The organism is Ensifer sp. ENS06 (assembly GCF_014852205.1).
Taxonomy (GTDB): Bacteria; Pseudomonadota; Alphaproteobacteria; order Rhizobiales; family Rhizobiaceae; genus Ensifer; species Ensifer adhaerens.
In genome coordinates, this window is record NZ_JACVBC010000012.1 from 106,022 (window position 1) to 124,228 (window position 18,207).

Annotated in this window: 10 protein-coding genes; 6 read left to right on the forward strand and 4 right to left on the reverse strand. The window is 55.1% G+C overall.

The window, feature by feature from the left end; genetic code table 11:
• Positions 1-51: 51 nt before the first annotated feature.
• The 5 genes from IB279_RS29180 to IB279_RS29200 all read left to right on the forward strand — a co-directional run bounded on the left by IB279_RS29180 (position 52) and on the right by IB279_RS29200 (position 6,431).
• Positions 52-276: a DUF2188 domain-containing protein gene (locus tag IB279_RS29180; RefSeq protein WP_192340250.1), complete on the forward strand. Its 225-nt coding sequence runs from the start codon at positions 52-54 to the stop codon at positions 274-276.
• Positions 277-598: 322 nt separating this feature from the next.
• Positions 599-1,090: a toll/interleukin-1 receptor domain-containing protein gene (locus IB279_RS29185; RefSeq protein ID WP_309142321.1), complete on the forward strand. Its 492-nt coding sequence runs from the start codon at positions 599-601 to the stop codon at positions 1,088-1,090.
• A gap of 16 nt (positions 1,091-1,106) precedes the next feature.
• Positions 1,107-1,775, forward strand: a complete 669-nt coding sequence (locus IB279_RS29190) for a hypothetical protein (protein ID WP_192340254.1) — start codon at positions 1,107-1,109, stop codon at positions 1,773-1,775.
• A gap of 666 nt (positions 1,776-2,441) precedes the next feature.
• Positions 2,442-4,421, forward strand: a complete 1,980-nt coding sequence (locus IB279_RS29195; protein ID WP_192340256.1) for a methyl-accepting chemotaxis protein — start codon at positions 2,442-2,444, stop codon at positions 4,419-4,421.
• A gap of 1,293 nt (positions 4,422-5,714) precedes the next feature.
• Entirely contained in the window at positions 5,715-6,431 is a 717-nt protein-coding gene (locus IB279_RS29200; protein WP_192340258.1) for an MgtC/SapB family protein, read from the forward strand.
• Between the two features lie 191 nt (positions 6,432-6,622).
• On the opposite strand, the gene IB279_RS29205 is transcribed toward IB279_RS29200, so the two are convergent.
• The 3 genes from IB279_RS29205 to mgtA form a co-directional block, all read right to left on the reverse strand.
• Positions 6,623-7,255: a response regulator transcription factor gene (locus tag IB279_RS29205; RefSeq protein WP_192340260.1), complete on the reverse strand. Its 633-nt coding sequence runs from the start codon at positions 7,253-7,255 to the stop codon at positions 6,623-6,625.
• Positions 7,256-8,311, reverse strand: coding sequence for a sensor histidine kinase (locus IB279_RS29210; RefSeq protein WP_192340262.1), 1,056 nt, complete (start codon positions 8,309-8,311; stop codon positions 7,256-7,258).
• 654 nt (positions 8,312-8,965) lie between these two features.
• Positions 8,966-11,680: a magnesium-translocating P-type ATPase gene (gene mgtA, locus IB279_RS29215; protein WP_192340263.1), complete on the reverse strand. Its 2,715-nt coding sequence runs from the start codon at positions 11,678-11,680 to the stop codon at positions 8,966-8,968.
• Positions 11,681-13,735: 2,055 nt separating this feature from the next.
• Between mgtA and IB279_RS29220 the strand changes: the two genes are divergently transcribed.
• Positions 13,736-15,577, forward strand: coding sequence for a bifunctional diguanylate cyclase/phosphodiesterase (locus IB279_RS29220; protein WP_192340265.1), 1,842 nt, complete (start codon positions 13,736-13,738; stop codon positions 15,575-15,577).
• A gap of 384 nt (positions 15,578-15,961) precedes the next feature.
• On the opposite strand, the gene IB279_RS29225 is transcribed toward IB279_RS29220, so the two are convergent.
• Positions 15,962-17,884, reverse strand: coding sequence for a methyl-accepting chemotaxis protein (locus tag IB279_RS29225; protein WP_192340267.1), 1,923 nt, complete (start codon positions 17,882-17,884; stop codon positions 15,962-15,964).
• Positions 17,885-18,207 lie beyond the last annotated feature (323 nt).

The following is an 18,207-nucleotide window of genomic DNA, read 5'->3' on the forward strand; positions in this document are numbered from 1 at the left end:
TTCACCATATCTTACGGCATGTCCATATTGGGACGGAAAGGAGGTGAGAAAATGTCAGGAAAGAACCAACACGTTGTGCCGCATGCTAATGGTTGGGCAGTGCAGGGTGCCGGGAACAGCCGCGCCACTGCGGTTCACTCTACCCAAGCTGAAGCAACGGCTCATGCTCGTTCGATCGCGCAGAGCCAACAGTCTGAACTGTTGATCCACGGCCGAAACGGTCAGATTCGTGAACGAGACAGTTATGGCAATGATCCCTACCCACCAAAGGGCTGATCCACCAAGACCGCGTTCATTCAGAACGCGGTCTTTTTTGTGAGAGGATTCGCAAATTGGCGGATCGAGGAAGGAGAAGAAAGATATGGCTAGATGCACCGCTCCAGTAAAGGGCCATCGATCAGCCGCTGCGGCCGCCGACTGTCCTGCTTGCGGAAGCCGCTATGGTCGCTATAGCAGCTACAGGGGATATGGCGGCGCGTACAGCTCGGGCCTGACTTCTTCATACTTCCCGTCAGGAAGCAGCAGCGGCCGAAGCAGCAGTAGTGGCGGGTCGGGGCGCCGCACTGCAAAGCCGCGTTGGTCCGGAGCCGGTTCGACCGTGTGGTATACGCCCGAACAAGTGCAATCACTCACGCCTGTTCGCGAAAATGTCGAGAATCTAGCAGTGTCGCAGCCCGACCTTCGAGACGTTTTTCTTTGTCATGCGTGGGATGACAGGCAGGGATCTGCCAAGGAACTGCATGACCTGCTCGAAGCGCGGGGTGTCCGTGTGTGGTTCAGTGAGAAGGATCTTGGCCTCGGGGTACCGATGATGCGGGCAATCGATAGGGGCTTAGTGAATTCCCGCATCGGTATCGTTCTTGTGACCCCGGCTATGCTACGCCGCCTACCGGCAGAAGGCATTGCAGACAAAGAACTGTCAGCCCTTCTAAGGCGCGAGCGGCTCGTCCCAGTTGCCCACGGAACAACCTATGAAGAGCTTGAGCAGGTCAGCCTTCTGCTGGCCTCCCGAGCTGGGTTGAGCACTGCCGAAGAGTCGATGGCGGAAGTCGCAGCTAAGATCGCCGAACTGGTTGCCACTCATTCTTGATATCCGGGAGATAGAGATGTCGATGCGCCGCGTACACCTTCGCAAACTGCTCAAGATTGTGTTCCTGCAGGAGGGCCCTCGCCGATCGGCGCTCCGGGCCGACATTCGAGAGGATCGCGCACGGGCGGCGGAGGACCATGGCGAGGGCGGTGGAGATTTCTACGGGCCCTTCTGGAGCGACGCGAAGCGGCATGTTTTTGGCATGCACGATCTGCACGCTGCGACCGATGGACGGATAGCTGGAAATGCCCGCCGCCAAAACCTCTATCCGCAGCTACGGGATGGCTTCCTCCATTGGTGGGACGAGAGGCGTCGCTGGACGAACGCACCCTTTGTGCCCGGACGGCAGCTCGGGACGCATTTTCCGTTTCCCGGACTCGATGCCGTTGTGAAGATCGATAACATCTTGTCTGCCCGCGATGGTCGTGGTGATGAGCATTACGTCTACCCCTATTTTTCAGAGACCCCTGTTCTGGGTGAGCAGGCTGCGCGGCTCGGGCTTTGGCTATTAGGCCAAGCACTCGTCACTGTACCTCACGAGGAGATCCGGATTCTGGATATCATTCGCGGCGAACCCTTTTCGATTGATCGCTATCCGCTTACGGGGAACGAAGAGGACGAGTTTCGCGACCGATATGCGACCCTCCTTGAAGAATGGGAGGCGCTTCGAGGAGAATACGACTGAGGATGCCAACGTGGGCAAGCAATTGAATGGGCTCTTGCGAAAGTAGCAGCCGCTGACCGCATCCTTGGCGCGCTCTAAAGTCGGGGGCCTGCACGACCTTCTTCGCTGCGAAGCGGACAGGCAGATCACGGCCCCGAATCGGTCACCCATTAAAGTTAGATCCAACGTCGCCGGCGGCGCATTGTTGCCATGCCCATCAGAGTTGCTCGGCCTCCACACCAAACCCAGGATTTTCTGCCCGGATGTAGAAGCGCATCGCTTACCCTGGGCGCTTGCAGCACCACCCAAAAGCCGTTCGAACCCGACGATCTGTCCGACTTCAGAGAACGTGGCATTCGGAGGCTTTCATAATGATCTCATCATGGGCTGGAAGCGGACCGCCGCGGTTTATTAGTATGATAAAATCCCCAAATGTATTGTATGTGACAAATAATAATACAAGTTGCAATTACATCTCATAAAACTACAAACCAAGCTTAGCCGAAGTAGAAATATAACAGTTAATTAATCTATATATTGTGTTATCCGAACAATCGATGCCGGCATCGCCGCCCTTATCGCAAGCTTACGCATATCACTTTTGCACGCGATAGAATGAAATCTATTCTCAAATTTGGCTGGGAAAACGCGGCATGATGCTTGCTGTTTCCACAACAGGAAACGGACATGACCTTCGCAAAATCTCTTACGCGCATCAGTACGAAACTGACGGCTATGTCCGTCATCGGCATCCTCATGGTCATCGGCATGTTGGTATCGGTCTGGTTTGGAAATCAGTCGGTAAAACGAAGTTCCGATTTCGGCCAAGTGCAATTGATCATCTCCCGTGACCTGGTCGACGCGAAAGCCTCGATGCGCGGGATGATTGCCGGCATGCTTGAGCTGCGCCTCGCTCAAACCGTTGAAGAAGCCGGGAAAGCTAAAGACTATGTCACAAAGCGTCATGCCTCGGCGGTAAAATATCTGGACCAGGCCAAGGCGGGGATGACCCTGCAGGCGAACATCGACCGAACCCAGAAAATCCTGGACCTGAATGAAAGCTGGCTCACCATATTCGACGATTTATCGAAGCTCATCGATGGCCGACTGGCGTCATCGTCAACAGGTAGCTTGTCAAAGGAGCGCGACGACGCAACCCGGATGACTGGTCTCCTTGACGAAATGAGCACGCTCCTCGACGAGACCGTAGATGCTGCCAAAATCCGGGCCACCTCGGCTGGGGTCGAGATGAACGAGGCTCAGACCTTGGCACTAAACATCAGTCTTGGGGTTGGGGTGCTGGTCGTGCTCACGCTGGTCGGAGCGGCCATCTTTGGGTCGCGGTCAATTGCGCGGCCGATCGGTCAGTTGACCCATGGCATGGTGAAACTTGCCGACGGCGATCTCGAAGCCGGCATTCCGCTCGCCGACCGTCACGACGAAATCGGTGAAATGGCGCGCGCCGTTGAAGTGTTCAAGCAAAATGGCATTAAGGTCCGCGATCTGAATGCCCAGGAAGCGGCCTTACAGGCGAAAAGCGCCGACCTCCAGTCGAGCATTGGCGTTGTAGTCGCAGCGGCCGTCGCGGGAGATTTCACCAAACGCATCGACAAAGACTATTCCAATCCCGATCTCAACCGATTTGCGAAAAGCGTGAATGAGCTGGTTACGTCGGTTGACCGGGGAATCGTGGAAACCCGCCGGGTCGTCGCGGCCCTGGCGGAAGGCGATCTGACCGAGGACATGCAAGGCGACTTTCAAGGTGCCTTCTACGAGCTACAGCAGAACGTCAACGCCGCGGTGTCGAGCCTACGCAAGGTTCTCAGCGAGGTAAGATCCGCAACCGACACAATTGGCGGCGGCACCGGCGAACTGCGCGCGGCATCCGATGACCTCTCCCGCCGCACGGAGCAACAGGCCGCCTCACTGGAAGAAACATCAGCTGCCCTCGAGCAGATCACCTCTGCCGTCAAAAATTCGACCGAACGGTCACTTGAGGCCAGCCACATGGTAGACGAGGCTCGCGCCAGCACCGAGCGGTCAAGTGCTGTGGTCCGTGATGCGGTATCGGCAATGGGTCGGATTGAAAATGCTTCGGCGGAAATCGGTCAGATTATCAATGTGATCGACGAAATTGCGTTCCAGACCAACCTTCTGGCGCTCAATGCCGGCGTGGAGGCGGCAAGGGCTGGAGAAGCAGGCAAAGGCTTTGCGGTCGTGGCGCAGGAAGTCCGCGAGTTGGCGCAGCGCTCCGCTGGCGCTGCCAAGGATATCAAGGCGTTGATCAATCGATCGAGCGAGGAAGTTCAATCCGGTGTCAAGTTGGTAACGGCCACCGGCGAGGCTCTGCTGCTCATCCAAGGCCATGTCGTCAAAATCAACGATCACGTCCATTCGATCGCAGTTGCCTCCAGACAGCAATCGACAGGACTTGCCGAGGTCAACACGGCGGTCAACCAGATGGATCAGGTAACGCAGCAAAACGCCGCCATGGTAGAAGAGTCGACCGCTGGAACGAACAGACTCGACGATGAGGTAAACACGCTCGCCCAGTTGATTTCCAGATTCAAGCTCGACAACCAGACGCATTCAGCACGGTCCGCGCAGCCTGGCCGCGAAGTCGTACTTCTAAAGGGGGGCAGCCAAAGAAGGGCTGGAAATCGCTAAGGCTTGTGCGCCGCTCAAGCTCCGCATTCCCCCGATCATGATGGCGGATCTCGATCTGTAGCAGCACTAGATTGCCGCATAATTGGATCTGATGTGTGGGCGACTGACCAGGAGGGCGGAAATGGCCGCCGTCTTCAATCGCTGCTTTGCCGGACGAGGCGAGCCCCCTTTTGGGCTCGTTTTCCGTTGAATGCCCACCTCGTCGTTGCCCCGTGCCTGAAGCCCGACTCCCGCGTCACCGGCGGGCTCGCCGTCACGCCCGCACAGTCGGTCACAGAAGATTATCCAACTCTCCATCTCACCTACGCCGACAATGCGTTGCGCCGAGGAGTTGAAAAATCATCGCTGCCCCGGCTGCCTCGTTCTTAGCTCTCTTTTCAGGAAATCGGCCAATAATTCCCGGCCGCCATAAACTATTCGCCAACTGCAAATATCGATAAAGACATTAAGAGATTTCCCAATGTATATCTAGCTTATACCATCGTATATTTCGCCGTTTTTCTCGAACAAATTTATTGAATATCACGTAGAAATGCATAACTGTCTGTCCACAAGGGAAATAGACAGCGATTGATCGGATTAGAAATGGAAAGCCACAGTAGTCGCCCCCACAGAAAAAACTCGTCGATCGATCGAGAATCAAATTGGCAAGCCTGCGTGCGCAAACTGATGACTAGCCGTTAGAATATCGGTTCGCCCTCATCAGATGGCTTGCTGCAAGTCAGCCATCAAAGGTGAATGCAATGAAGAACGGAACGGCCTTTCGTGCTCGCGCCCAAATCCGCCGGCCCTCCAACAAAAATTGCCCTTGTGCGTGCGCCCATAGTGCGGAATTGGCACCACTGGCCGAACGCCTCAAATTGGTTTCCATCTGGCAGTTCAACTCCCTGACACTGCAACATGAGCGGCAGTTGGTGCTCGTTCCTCGTTCGAAATGTCAGGCTCAGCACTGCGCGCTCCGATGAGAGCGCTCCATGCAGAGCAATTCCCGTTAATGGTGCTTGATAGGCTGCCTGCCTCCAAGCGCTTTCACTGTCATGCCCATTGCGGCAAATTGATTGCGGGGCAATCGGTTACGGCCCATGCCGGTCGAAGTCGCACGAGCTGCAAGACTGGAGCTTCCCTTCAAAGTTAGATCGGAGCCGAGGACGCGCAGATATTTTCACCGATCGCATGACCAACTGAACGATCCTCGTTCTCCAATGCTGATCTTCGATCTCTTCAGCAAACGCTCCATTCTGCCTTCGGCTAAGGACAGCAGCAGGTGTCATATTGACGGGTTTAGGTTTAACCATGAAGTTCAGTCAGACATTCGAGCTCCTACCATTTCTGGATACGACACTGAGCCTTGCGGCTGCATTTGTTCTCGGAGCGTTGATCGGCGCCGAGCGACAGTATCGGCAACGTACGGCCGGGTTGCGCACCAACGTTCTTGTCGCTGTCGGAGCCGCAGCATTCGTCGACTTGGCACAACGGATTGCGGGAACCACTGAAGCGGTCCGAGTCATTTCTTATGTTGTCTCAGGCATCGGCTTTCTGGGCGCCGGCGTCATCATGAAGGAGGGCATGAACGTTCGCGGCTTGAACACAGCTGCCACGCTTTGGTGTTCGGCGGCTGTGGGTTCCTGCGCCGGAACGGACATGCTCGCAGAGGCGACCTTGTTGACAGTGTTCGTGCTGGCAGGAAATACGCTGTTGCGCCCCCTAGTTAATGCGATCAACCGCATTCCAATCAACGAGCAAGCTGCAGAAGCAACATACGAAGTGCGCGTGATGGCCAATCGCTCCGCCATGCCGACCATAAGGGAACTTCTTGTCGATCGACTTGAGGAGGCTGATTATCCGGTCAGCGACGTCGAGATCATTGAACACGGACCTGAGAAGGTTGAAATCGTGGCGACCCTTGTGAGCACAGCGATCGACCCTGATGAGATTGAAGCCGTCATCACGGAGATGGAAAAGCAGGAAGCCGTCACGCACGGTACCTGGGAGGGCAGCACGAAAAACTGAATGCATGGCCTTATGTGAAAAACTGCTCTTGATGCTTCCGCCGGTAGAAGCGGTTTTACAGCGGAGATACGGCCTCTACAGAGCGCCGTCCGCGGACGACTGTCGGCGGCGGCAGAAACGCGCTGACTGAAATCATATTTGGTCATTCGCTGCAGAAGAAGCGTCCGCACATTTAAAGGGGGTCAGCGCGTTCAGACTGCAGGTTCATGGGCCAGACGGTCGAACATCCGAACAAGATCCGCCAATGAGCGGGCCTGCATCTTCTGCATGACATGGGCGCGCCGGACCTTAACCGTCACTTCCTTGACGTCCAGCTTTGCGGCGATCTGCTTGTTGAGTTGGCCTTGCACAACCAGTTCGAACACATCCCTCTCACCTGACGAGAGGCTGAGCATGCGCGACCGAAGTTCCTCTACTTCCGCGTCGTGCTGCAGGCGGTGTTGATCTCTTTCGAGTGCTTGATGAACCGCGTCGAGCAATTCCTGATCACGAAACGGTTTCGAGAGAAACTCGAAAGCACCGTCTTTGATGGCCTTCACGCCCATGGCGATATCGCCGTGACCGGTGATAAAGATCACCGGCATTCGCAGGCCTAGGCCGGCCATACGCTGTTGAAAATCGATGCCGCTTTGTCCTGGCATGCGCACATCTAGGACAAGACAAGCCGGCCGTGTCTCGAGCGAGTGGTCGACGAACTCCTTGACGGATTCAAATGTCAGCGCATCGAGCCCCACCGATGAAAAAAGGTCAGCCAAAGACGCCCGTACGGATCGGTCATCGTCCACAACATAAACGACGTTCCCATTCTCAAGATCCGTGTTCATTCATAGCATCCTTTGAACCGGCAAATCGAATAAAATGGTTGCGCCGCCAAATGGACTATCGCCGATCCAGATCGTTCCGCCGTTTGCTTCAATAATCGAGCGACATATGGTCAATCCCAACCCGAATCCACCCTTCTTCGTAGTCCAGAATGCGTCAAAGATATTATCGCGCGCGGCCGGCGGTATACCGGCGCCGGAGTCTGAAATCGAAAACATGATCCCGGTCGCGTTCGATAGCGACGAAATCTTGAGCTTTCGCTCATTCGAACTCTCCTGCACGGCCTCTATGGCATTCAAAATGAGGTTGCCTATAACCTGTTGGATCTGAACCTTGTCAGCCAAGGCGGGGGACAGACCATCCTGCAACGACATCATCAGCGAAATCCCGTTCTTGCTTACCTCGCCGCTCGAGAGGTCAACAATTTCAAGAAGTGCTTCGTTGAAATCGAACGCGGAGCGTGAAGGCGCCTCCCCTCTTGCCAGGCTGCGAACTCGAGACAGGATCGTGCTGGCGCGATCCGTATCAGCTGCTATTCGGTCCAAAGCCGCACGCGCCTTGTCGAGGTTTGGCGGATCTTGTGCCAACCATCGCCTGCAGGCGCTTGAACTTGTCGAAATAGCAACGAGCGGCTGACTGACTTCGTGAGCGATAGACGCTGTCAACTGTCCCAATGTGGTGACCCGCGCAATTCGCAAGAGGCGCTCTCTGGCTTCATGCGCGGCAGCTTCAACCGATACCAACTTCAGCCCGAGGTAGGTCGTGATGCCGATCGCAACGACGCTGAAGACAGTATTGATAAGCCCAATCTCATAGTCGCCCGAATGGGTCAGATGGAAGCTGACGATCATAAGGCCAACGGAAACCAACGCCAACATGACCACAGTGCGCTTTTGAAAAACCCGCGTAGCCGCAAGGACAACAGTGGTATAGAAAACTGCTGCTGCGATCGCATATTCCGTGGCCGTATCGGCAATGAATATGATGGCCATGACGGCAGAAAAGCCCGCCAACGTGACCCTTGCTCGTGATGACATCCGTTTACTGGGGGGCTTCATAACTAGCACCGATCGACAAATCAATTACGAGCGCATCTGACGCTTGGATCGGGGCGCATTTTGCATTTGATCGGCGGCTGGGCGGCTTGACGTTCTATTCCGAACGGCAGGCCTTTTCAATAAGCTCGGTTCAACCGGGATGCGAACACTGTCAATCACCGGGCGGGCTTTTCGTGAAGCGGGTGTCGGCCTCCTATCGAAAGGCAAACCGCCTCAAACAGCGCCTACCATCTGCCCCTTCGAAGGAGCCCGATCGACGCCTTCTGCAGCTTTGTCGACCACTGCAGGAGTTGTCGGCTCTGTAGGTGCGAGAGAATACCATAGCGAGCCAACATCCGGGTCGTGTGCAGGAGACGCGAACCCATGAACGCCAGCATCCAGCAAACCGAGCGCTCGGAAGCGTGACGGACTTGCGTCGCCATCCCGTTCTGGCCCCGCGGTACACCGTCGAGGCGTTGCGGCAAACGCTTTGGGCGGTGTGAATTGTGTGGTCCGGAGTTGACTTGTGACCTTGCGGCAGCTTTGGACATATCCGTGATCCTTTTGTTATTGCTGTTTCGGCCTCTTGAGAGCGAATGCGGCTGGGGAATTTTCAAATCTGTGAACATGTCGGTGGAGCAACCATTGCTGCTCCACCGACGTTGATCTGGTCCTCTAGAACCACTGTCCGAAGCGGCGAACGTAGATGACTTTCATCGTCTGAGCGACGATGCAGTAAGCCAACAAAGTGCCAACGAGCCAAGGGAAGTAGGACCATGGAAGCGGCACCATGCCGACGATCTCTCCAATCGGAGAGAATGGGATGTAAATGCCAACGGCAATAACGAGAGCCGACATCAGGAGCACTGGGGTTGATGCCGTGCTTTGGACGAACGGTATTTTCTGCGTACGTAGCATGTGAACGACGAGTGTTTGCGAAAGAAGCCCTTCGATGAACCAACCCGATTGGAACAGGGCCTGATGTTCCGGCGCATTGGCCGAGAAGACAAACCACATCAAAGCATAGGTAGTTATATCGAAGATGGACGAAGTCGGTCCGATCCACAGCATGAAGCGGCCGATGTTTTTCGCGTCCCATTTGCGTGGTTTGCGCAGAAACTCCTTATCCATCTTGTCCCAGGGGAGCGCGAGTTGCGAAATATCGTACATGAGGTTCTGAACGAGCAAGTGGATCGCCAACATCGGCAGGAAAGGCAAGAATGCGCTTGCCACCAGTACTGAAAACACGTTCCCGAAATTCGAGCTTGCGCACATATTCAGGTACTTCAGGATGTTACCGAACGTCTCGCGACCCGTAATAACGCCAGCCTCGAGAACCATGAGGCTTTTTTCGAGCAGGATAATATCGGCGGATTCCTTGGCGATATCGGCACCGCTGTCGACGGATATGCCGACGTCGGCGTCGCGCAAGGCCGGCGCATCGTTAATGCCATCGCCCAGAAAACCTACCGTATGGCCATTGGCCTGCAGTGCTTTCAAGACACGAGACTTCTGCAGCGGGGTGAGTTTGGCGAAGATCGTTCGTTCTTCAACGACTTCGCGCAAGCTTGTCTCGTCTAGTTTCTCGATCTCGCGCCCAAGAATGGCTATGCCGGGCGCCAATCCAACCTCACGGCAGATCTTCGTGCTGACGACCTCGTTGTCACCGGTCAGAACCTTGACCGTGACACCGTGTTCCGCCAAGGCGGCAATGGCCGGCCCCGCGGTTTCCTTCGGTGGGTCCAGGAAGGTGAGAAAACCCTGGATGGTCAAATCGGTTTCGTCGGCGATCTTGTATTGTGATTTGGTCTTTACGGGTTCGATCGTGCGTGTGGCGACGACCAAAACCCGGAACCCATCCTCGTTGTAACCGCGCGCAATCGCGGCCAGCGCCTTCCGGCCGCTCTCGTCGAGCTCGCGTGAAGTGTCGCCGTCCCTCACCCAACTTGAAATATTGAGCATTTCTTCAACGGCACCCTTGCAGACCAGCAGGTGTTCGCCGCCAATTCCCTCCACGACGACGGACAGCCGACGACGGATAAAATCAAATGGAAGCTCGTCGATCTTGCGATAGAACTGTGCTGAGCGCAGTGTTTCTGGTGATCCACCGGCAAACTGAACCACAGCCTGGTCCATCAGATTTCTAACACCGCTCTGATGGTGGCTGTTCAGCCATGCCAGACGCAGAACACTATCGTCGCGCTTACCCGTCGCGTCGACGTGATGCTCCAGGATGATCTTGTCCTGTGTGAGCGTACCGGTCTTGTCGGTGCAAAGGATATCCATGGCGCCAAAGTTCTGGATGGCGTTCAGACGCTTTACGACCACTTTGCGCCGTGCCATGGCGACTGCGCCTTTGGCGAGATTCGATGAGACGATCATTGGAAGCATCTCAGGGGTCAGCCCGACGGCAACCGCCAAGCCGAAGAGCAATGCTTCAACCCAATCGCCCTTCGTGAAGCCGTTGATTGCAAAGACGATCGGAACCATCACCAGCATAAAGCGAATGAGAAGCCAGCTTACGCTGTTTATGCCCCGGTCAAAGGAAGTCTGGGCCCGAGCGCCGACGATGGCTTTTGCCAGAGACCCGAAGTAAGTGCGCGGACCCGTCGCCACAACAACAGCTGCCGCGGTGCCACTGACCACATTGGTGCCCATGAAGCAGACATTCGGCAGATCAAGCATATCCATGTGGTCCGTTACAACCGCCACGGCCGACTTGCCTGACACCGCGCCAAGTGTATCGTATTTCTCTACGGGCAGCGCTTCCCCCGTCAATGCAGCCTGGCTGACGAAGAGATCACGCGATTCGAGCAGGCGTACGTCGGCTGGAATCATGTCACCTGCCGAGAGCCTGACGATATCACCGGCAACGAGGTTCCGCATGGGGACTTCTCTCGCCTCCCCGGCAGCCTTGGGCGAAGGACGACGCAACACCGTTGCAGTCGTGCGAACCATGGCCTTCAGAGCGTCAGCCGCCTTGCCTGAGCGGTACTCCTGAACGAAACGCATGAATGCGCTGGCAAGCACCATAACGGCAATGATGATGACCTTCGTGGGATCGCCGGCTTCACCGTCCTGGATCGGCAACCAGATATCGGTGAAACCACTGATCGAGGCAAGGACGATGAGGACTAGGATAAACGGGTTTTTGAACGCCAGAAGGAATTGCAGTAAGGCGGGAATCCGCCGGTCGTGCGCGACTTCATTTGGTCCATCTTCGACGAGCCGTTGTGCAGCCTCGGCTGCAACAAGCCCGTCACGGTTGCCTTTGACATTGGCGAGGGTGAGCTCGATGGTGTTTCCAGACTCCCGAATAGCCCGCATGGAGAGCTTTCGGTCGTCTTTCATATCCGTCTTGTGCACGGATTTTTGCAGGGCAACATTCATTTTCTTAGTCTCCTGCCGCAGCATCGGCTGCAACGACATGAAGCTTGGTGCGCCCGACCAAAGAGCGTGAAGCCATGCCGCGCCGTCGAACTTACGGTCGGTTGGATTTGAATTCGTTTGAGGAGGTCAGTCCGCCACGCATAAGCAATCACAGCCAAGCAGGACGGACTAACTGGACGAGTCCCGTCGAAATAGCGATGCCTTTTGAAGTGTGAACACCGGGGAATGTTGAACTTCGAAAGGCACCGCTATTTCGATGGGGGAGACAGGACGTCTCAGTTCGGGCGTATAGAGTTGCGGCTCTGCCGAGTTACGGCCAAGACAATCGCGAAGCGCTCAAACAGCGCCAACGATCGCCAACGGTCAATTGCGTCCCGGTCCGACGTCCAGCGGCATTCAAGGCGTCCGGTTTTGGTGTTGATTGTCCAGATTGCAGTGGGTGCCGATTGGTTTCGTCCGCGTTCAATCGCGGGCTCAAGCTCCCGCTTCGCCGAGGTTGGAACCCTCGCCGAATTCCTTTTGGCACGTGCCGCAGCGCGAATCTGCAACCCTGTCCTTCTCAAGGAAAAAAATGGGAAGTGCATGTCTTACTCCTTACGCCGGGTAGGCCGTCGGAGCAAGATTGAAACATCAACCCCGTCTGAGCGACTTACTCGGCTTTCTTTTTCGACTACTGTCGCTTGACATTTATTTGTTCCTTAAAAGTGTCTGGGGAATTCCGCCGAAACACATTCTTCTCACTATCAGAGTGCTTTCATTCCATCTAACATTATTTGACCGACACGCTACATCTCTTTGGTACTTGGCGTATACCAAAGTATATTCGACTCATCTGACATGAAATGGAACGAGCGGAACACGAACGGAGATAATCGACTGTAGCAACGATATCGCATTCACGTTCAACGCGGCGGGGCGTGGCTCCGCAAACGGCTGTCGACAGACAGCCCGGGTGCCTTGTCGGTGAGCAAGCGCATTGACTTGTGGTAGGCCTCGTAGTTGCGTGCATCCTCGAAGTGCATAAAATGCGTGCAACAGTCCCGTTTCGCTTCTCACGGCTGTCCAGCCCGGGGCCCGCTTTGCACAGGGCTGGAAGTCACCCGACGTCTCGTCGTAGATGAAGCAGCCATCACCGCTGAAATTGTCGCGAAGCAGGCGCGGCTATGAAGGGCGATCGAGGGTGTGGCGTCGGCTTCTTGCCTACCACACGAAACCAAAACAGCGACTGCCAACTCCCGGCAAACCTACAGCCAATCCTGATCATAACGGCTTGCAATACCCGCGCAAAGCACAACGCAGTTCACAAGTAAGTCTCTCAGGTAGTGCGGGCGTTGCATTGGCAGCTTCTGGAAGGCCGAAGTCACACAGGCAAAAGATTGCCACCGCCCTGCAGCGGGGCTAGGTCCACCCGGCAAAAGGATTTTACCGCCGCCAGTTCGATCGAAAGGCAACCTTTTCCGGCCCGTGTGACAAAGGCTGGGAGGAAGCATCAGTCGGCAGTCCCAAACTGGATGTCTTCCTTGAGCGATAGTCCTGAGGATCAGGGCTGCACGATCGAGTCTGGTAACATCACTCTTTGCCTGCAGCGCGCCAGGCGCCGGTCAGTCAGGCCTTGCAACGTGGACCGAGTGTCGATCAAAGTGTGGAATCTGTCGATATGGCCCGAATGGCTGGGAAACAACCAATCCTCAAAAAATTCTAGCGGACGTAGTTGCCATTCTTCTGTCATGTTCAGATTATGCGCGACAGGTGAGCCCCCAAGGTCCGCCTACAAAAACCTTACTTTTTCACGTTCTGAGTCCAATCGAAAAAAAATGGCATTCCTCGTAAAGTCTGACAGAGGCCTCATATTCATTTTGTCCACTTGCCAGAATATGCATCTCAATTGAAAAATCTATCCGACTGAATAGTTAAGACTAGTTTCCATCTGGCGATGCGGGCTGAACAAAGGGGAGAAGCGGAACGAGTGGTCGCCTTTAAAATGGGAGTATTAAATTGTCGGAATTGTCTTCGACACCACCGTGCCCGCTATGTGCAGAGAAGAATGTTTCCGGTATGGACGACCAAAGTGATGGGCAGCCCGTCGAGGCACAAACACTGGCGAAGCTCGCAGAGCTAGAATGTGCGCTGGCGGAAAAGCTGTGGCAGCTTGAACTTGCGCTTGATTGCTGTAACGGCGGACTCTGGGACACCGATCTAAAAGACGGCAGCGTGAGCTGGGATCGCAGGGTGCATGAACTCTATGGGGTACCCTACAATTCGCCAGCGGCTTTGTTAACGAATGAGGCATGGCTTACGGCCCTTGACCCTGGAGAACGAAAGGCTGCGCAGCTCAATATGGCGGCGTCCAGTGCCGATGGCGGGCCTTACAGCCAGCTAGGAAGTAAGGTCCTACCAACTGGGCAGGTTCGCCACCTTAAGACGGTCGCTGAGGTCCGCCAGTTACCCAGCGGAAAACGCAAACTGGTTGGAATGGTGTTGGACATCACCGACCATGTTGAGCTGCGCGCCAATCTCAAAGCAGCCCGGCTGCAAACCATCCGATTAGCTGCCAAACTCGAGCAAGCGCGAAGTCGTTCCGAGTACAGCGCGCTGCACGACCCCCTCACCGGCCTCGCCAACCGCAGGAAACTGGATGAAGAGCTCGCAAGACATGCTAGGCGAAGCCGCGGCAATGCCCTGAAAATAGGCATTTTGCATTTGAACCTGGATCGCTTCAAGCAGATCAACGACACGCTTGGGCATGCTGTGGGAGATGCAATTCTAGTCCATGCGGCAGGCACACTCCGAAATACTGTTTCACCCGAAAATCTGATCGCAAGGATCGGCAGCGATGAATTCGTGATCCTTGTAAGGAATATCTGTGACAAAGAGGAATTAGCTGAATTAGCATGCCGCGTTATCGCGTTGATGCGCCAGCCATTCGAATACAACGGCCACGTTTGCCGCTTTAGCGTCAGTATTGGTATTGACCAAAGCGAGGGCAAAAACCTTGATACACACCAGATCCTTGTTCGCGCCGATTTGGCGCTATGCAGGGCCAAGGAGCTCGGTCGGGGTCGCTATGAATTCTTCGCCGAAATCTTGCAAGCAGAGATGATAGAGGAAAAACGTATCGCCGACGATATCCTGGCAGGAATCGAAAACGATGAATTCATTCCATTCTACCAACCTCAGATCGACGCTGCGACCTTCAAACTTGCAGGATTGGAAGCGTTGATAAGGTGGCAACATCCACGCGACGGTCTGCTTGCGCCTCAGAGATTTCTCAAAACCGCAGACGCCATCAATGCCACGGCGACTCTCGACAGCATAATCTTAAAGAAAGTCCTGCAGGACCGCGTCCGTTTTTCAAGCCTTGGCCTAAACGTGCCAAAAGTCTCCGTTAATGTTTCCGCCAGAAGACTCGCCGACCCCGCGTTGGTCGATCGGCTCGCAGATCTAGCGATCACGCCGGGGACTATCTCGTTTGAACTCCTGGAATCCATATTTCTCGATGATAATGACGACATCCTTATGATGAATATCGAAAAGCTCAAGGGCATCGGCATCGACATTGAGATTGACGATTTCGGCAGCGGACATACCTCGATTGTCAGCCTATTGAAACTGAAGCCAAAGCGATTGAAGATTGACCGTCAGCTTGTTGCTCCGATCTTGTCGTGTAGTGAGGAGCAGGCACTTGTATCCGCCATCATATTCATTGGGCACTCCCTTGGCATCGAGGTGGTTGCCGAAGGCGTCGAAACGCTGGCTCATGCGCAAATGCTTAAAACCTTGGGATGTGACTTGCTGCAGGGATACGCATTTGCCGCTCCCCTGTCTGGCGAAGACCTATTGGCGTTCCATAGCACATGGCATCAGTCGTTGAGGCTTCAGCACATGAAGGAAACCTAAAATCGCAAAACGCCTCACACGGCCCCGCGGCGTCAGCGACAGACGAGATGGCAGGGTCGTCTCGATGCCAGTCGACTGGCGTCATCGATAAGGCGTGATGAAGACCGGCATGGCCCCGCGCGTTCATTCCGGGGCGCGCTGCATTGCGATCAGTTCGCGCGCCTTGCCTCTTGGACCAGCCCATCACGACAATCCAATCCGCAACTGCACCAAACTTCGCAAACGAAGGCTACTCTTTCGCCAACAAAGGAACTCTGGCCAGGAAAAGCAGAAATAAGGTGAGTTTGAGATGTTTGCCGACGATAGGGTTTAGGCCTATCGTCAGGCAGTTCGAACGGCATTGCTGGTCGCAGTTCACAAGCTGGTGTCATGATCACCCAACGATCAAAACTCCTCCCAAGTTTCCTTCACGGCGGCGCCGCCCGAAAATGCTCCGACCAATTGCCTGGTCATCCGATGGGCCGGCGAAGCGACCGGACGGTGACCTTTCCCGGCTGCGACGAGCGGTGCGGTCGGGCGAAGAGTGTGCCCAAGCTTGAATTGCGCAACCATTTCACGCAGTCTGCTGCTTTCGGCCGCCAGATTCGAACTGGCGGCACTGGTTTCCTCAACCATCGCGGCGTTCTGTTGGGTCACTTGGTCCATCTGGTTGACTGCGGTGTTTACCTCCGCAAGTCCGAGCGACTGTTCCTTCGCCGATTTGGCGATCGAATCCATGTGCTGGTTGACCGTAACGATGTAACCCTCGATCGTCTTCAATGAATCTCCGGTTTCGCTCACAAGCTTGACGCCGTTCTGCACCTCGGCGGATGAATTGCGAATGAGTTCCTTGATTTCCTTGGCGGCCTTGGCCGAGCGCTGGGCCAGTTCGCGCACTTCCTGAGCCACGACGGCAAAACCTTTGCCCGCATCTCCGGCCCGGGCAGCCTCAACGCCAGCATTCAAGGCGAGGAGATTGGTCTGGAATGCGATTTCGTCGATGACGCCAATGATGTTCGCGATCTGGTTGGAAGATTGCTCGATCCGGCTCATTGCTTGAACCGCATTGGCTACGACCTTGCCGGACTCGGCTGCGCTGTCGTTGGCCTGTACTGCAATGGCGCGAGCTTCTTCGGCTCGATTGGAAGAGTTTGCGACGTTCACGGTAATCTGATCGAGAGCGGCGGCCGTTTCCTCCAACGCCGCGGCCTGCTGCTCAGTCCGCTTGGAGAGATCGTCAGCGCTGGTGCTGATCTCGCGTGAGCCCCCATCGATCGCACCTGTTGCATGAGCAACAGTATCCATGGTTTCCGCAAGCTGTGCGATGGCGGCATTGAAGTCGCCACGCAGACGTTCGAAATCCTGAGCAAAAGGCTCCGCCAGCCGGAAAGTCAGATCACCCTGCGCAAGATACGTCAAGCCTTCGCCCAGGCTCGTCGTTGCCTGCGCCATCGCGTCTGCCTTGGCCCGCTCGACTTCGGCATTCCGGCGCCGCTCTTCATCTGTCAGATTGCGCTGTTCGACGGCCTCCTGCTCCAGCCGTTGTTTCGAAAGCGCATTCTCGCGGAAGACTTCAACGGCTGCCGCCATCATGCCAACTTCATCGCTACGTTCGGCGAAAGGTGTTGCCGTGCCGGTTACGCCTTTCGCGAGGTTCCCCATGAAGCCCGTGATTGTCTTGATCGGATTGCAAACTCTGCGAATGACATAGACTGTCGCGCCGGCGACCATCGCACCGATTGCTCCGATGGCAATGGAAACGAAATAGACGGAGAAATCATAGACGGCGGCGGCATTTGTGACAGCGGCAGATGCGCCTTTCATGTTTATATTGATCAATTCCGCCACGCTGGCAGCGATTTCCTCGCTGATTTTCTCCATCGACGTCGCGTAAACCTTTACCGCATCATCATTCTTGTTCTGCCTCGATAAAGCGAGCATGACCTCACCCGCTGCGACATACTGATCGTAACCAGAATTGATATCGTCTAATATAGCTCGCTCACGCTCGGATGATATCAGAGGAATGTACATTGCGGCCGCGTCTTTAAATGCGCCTTTCCTATCGACGATCAACTGTTCCGCGGACTTCATTGTCTCGGGGGTAAGGGAGGTAATATGGCTGGCATAGGCCAACTTGGATGCGGCCAACGCAATCTTCACGTCCTTCACCACAGCAACACTCGGAAGCCAGTTTTGAGCGATCTCCGTCGTCGAACCGTTGATCGTCATAACGGTTGACAGCGTCAGGTATGAGAACAATGCCATCGCGATCGCCAAGGCTGACAGGATTGAAACCAGTGTGGTTTTGATGGTGAAGCTTGGCATGGAATCTCCTCACGGCTCCTCCCTCACGGCGATGGAGCATTATGAAATTGTCCCTCGCTCCTCGTCATAAGGAAGGGTGATCCGTCGGCCATGGACGTCATTCCATGACAATGTGGATTCTAAGGAGAAACAACTCCGCTACAGAGGTGAGAAGAACCGCTGCGGTCTCGGAACAGTTGCATCGGTTACAATATGATCATGGCAATCATTTAGGTTTTATTAAAATAAGCTGGAACTGCCTTAAATAGTCTGCGAAATCTCCGGACGCGATTTGCAACCTATTTGAGAGTACGGAAAACGTTTCTCATGGGCCCAGCGACTTC

Coding starts and splice junctions, on each gene's coding strand:
- IB279_RS29180 (WP_192340250.1), top strand. CDS start 52: ATGTCAGGAAAGAACCAACACGTTGTGCCGCATGCTAATGGTTGGGCA.
- IB279_RS29190 (WP_192340254.1), top strand. CDS start 1,107: ATGTCGATGCGCCGCGTACACCTTCGCAAACTGCTCAAGATTGTGTTC.
- IB279_RS29195 (WP_192340256.1), top strand. CDS start 2,442: ATGACCTTCGCAAAATCTCTTACGCGCATCAGTACGAAACTGACGGCT.
- IB279_RS29200 (WP_192340258.1), top strand. CDS start 5,715: ATGAAGTTCAGTCAGACATTCGAGCTCCTACCATTTCTGGATACGACA.
- IB279_RS29205 (WP_192340260.1), bottom strand. CDS start 7,255: ATGAACACGGATCTTGAGAATGGGAACGTCGTTTATGTTGTGGACGAT.
- IB279_RS29210 (WP_192340262.1), bottom strand. CDS start 8,311: ATGAAGCCCCCCAGTAAACGGATGTCATCACGAGCAAGGGTCACGTTG.
- mgtA (WP_192340263.1), bottom strand. CDS start 11,680: ATGAATGTTGCCCTGCAAAAATCCGTGCACAAGACGGATATGAAAGAC.
- IB279_RS29220 (WP_192340265.1), top strand. CDS start 13,736: ATGGACGACCAAAGTGATGGGCAGCCCGTCGAGGCACAAACACTGGCG.
- IB279_RS29225 (WP_192340267.1), bottom strand. CDS start 17,884: ATGCCAAGCTTCACCATCAAAACCACACTGGTTTCAATCCTGTCAGCC.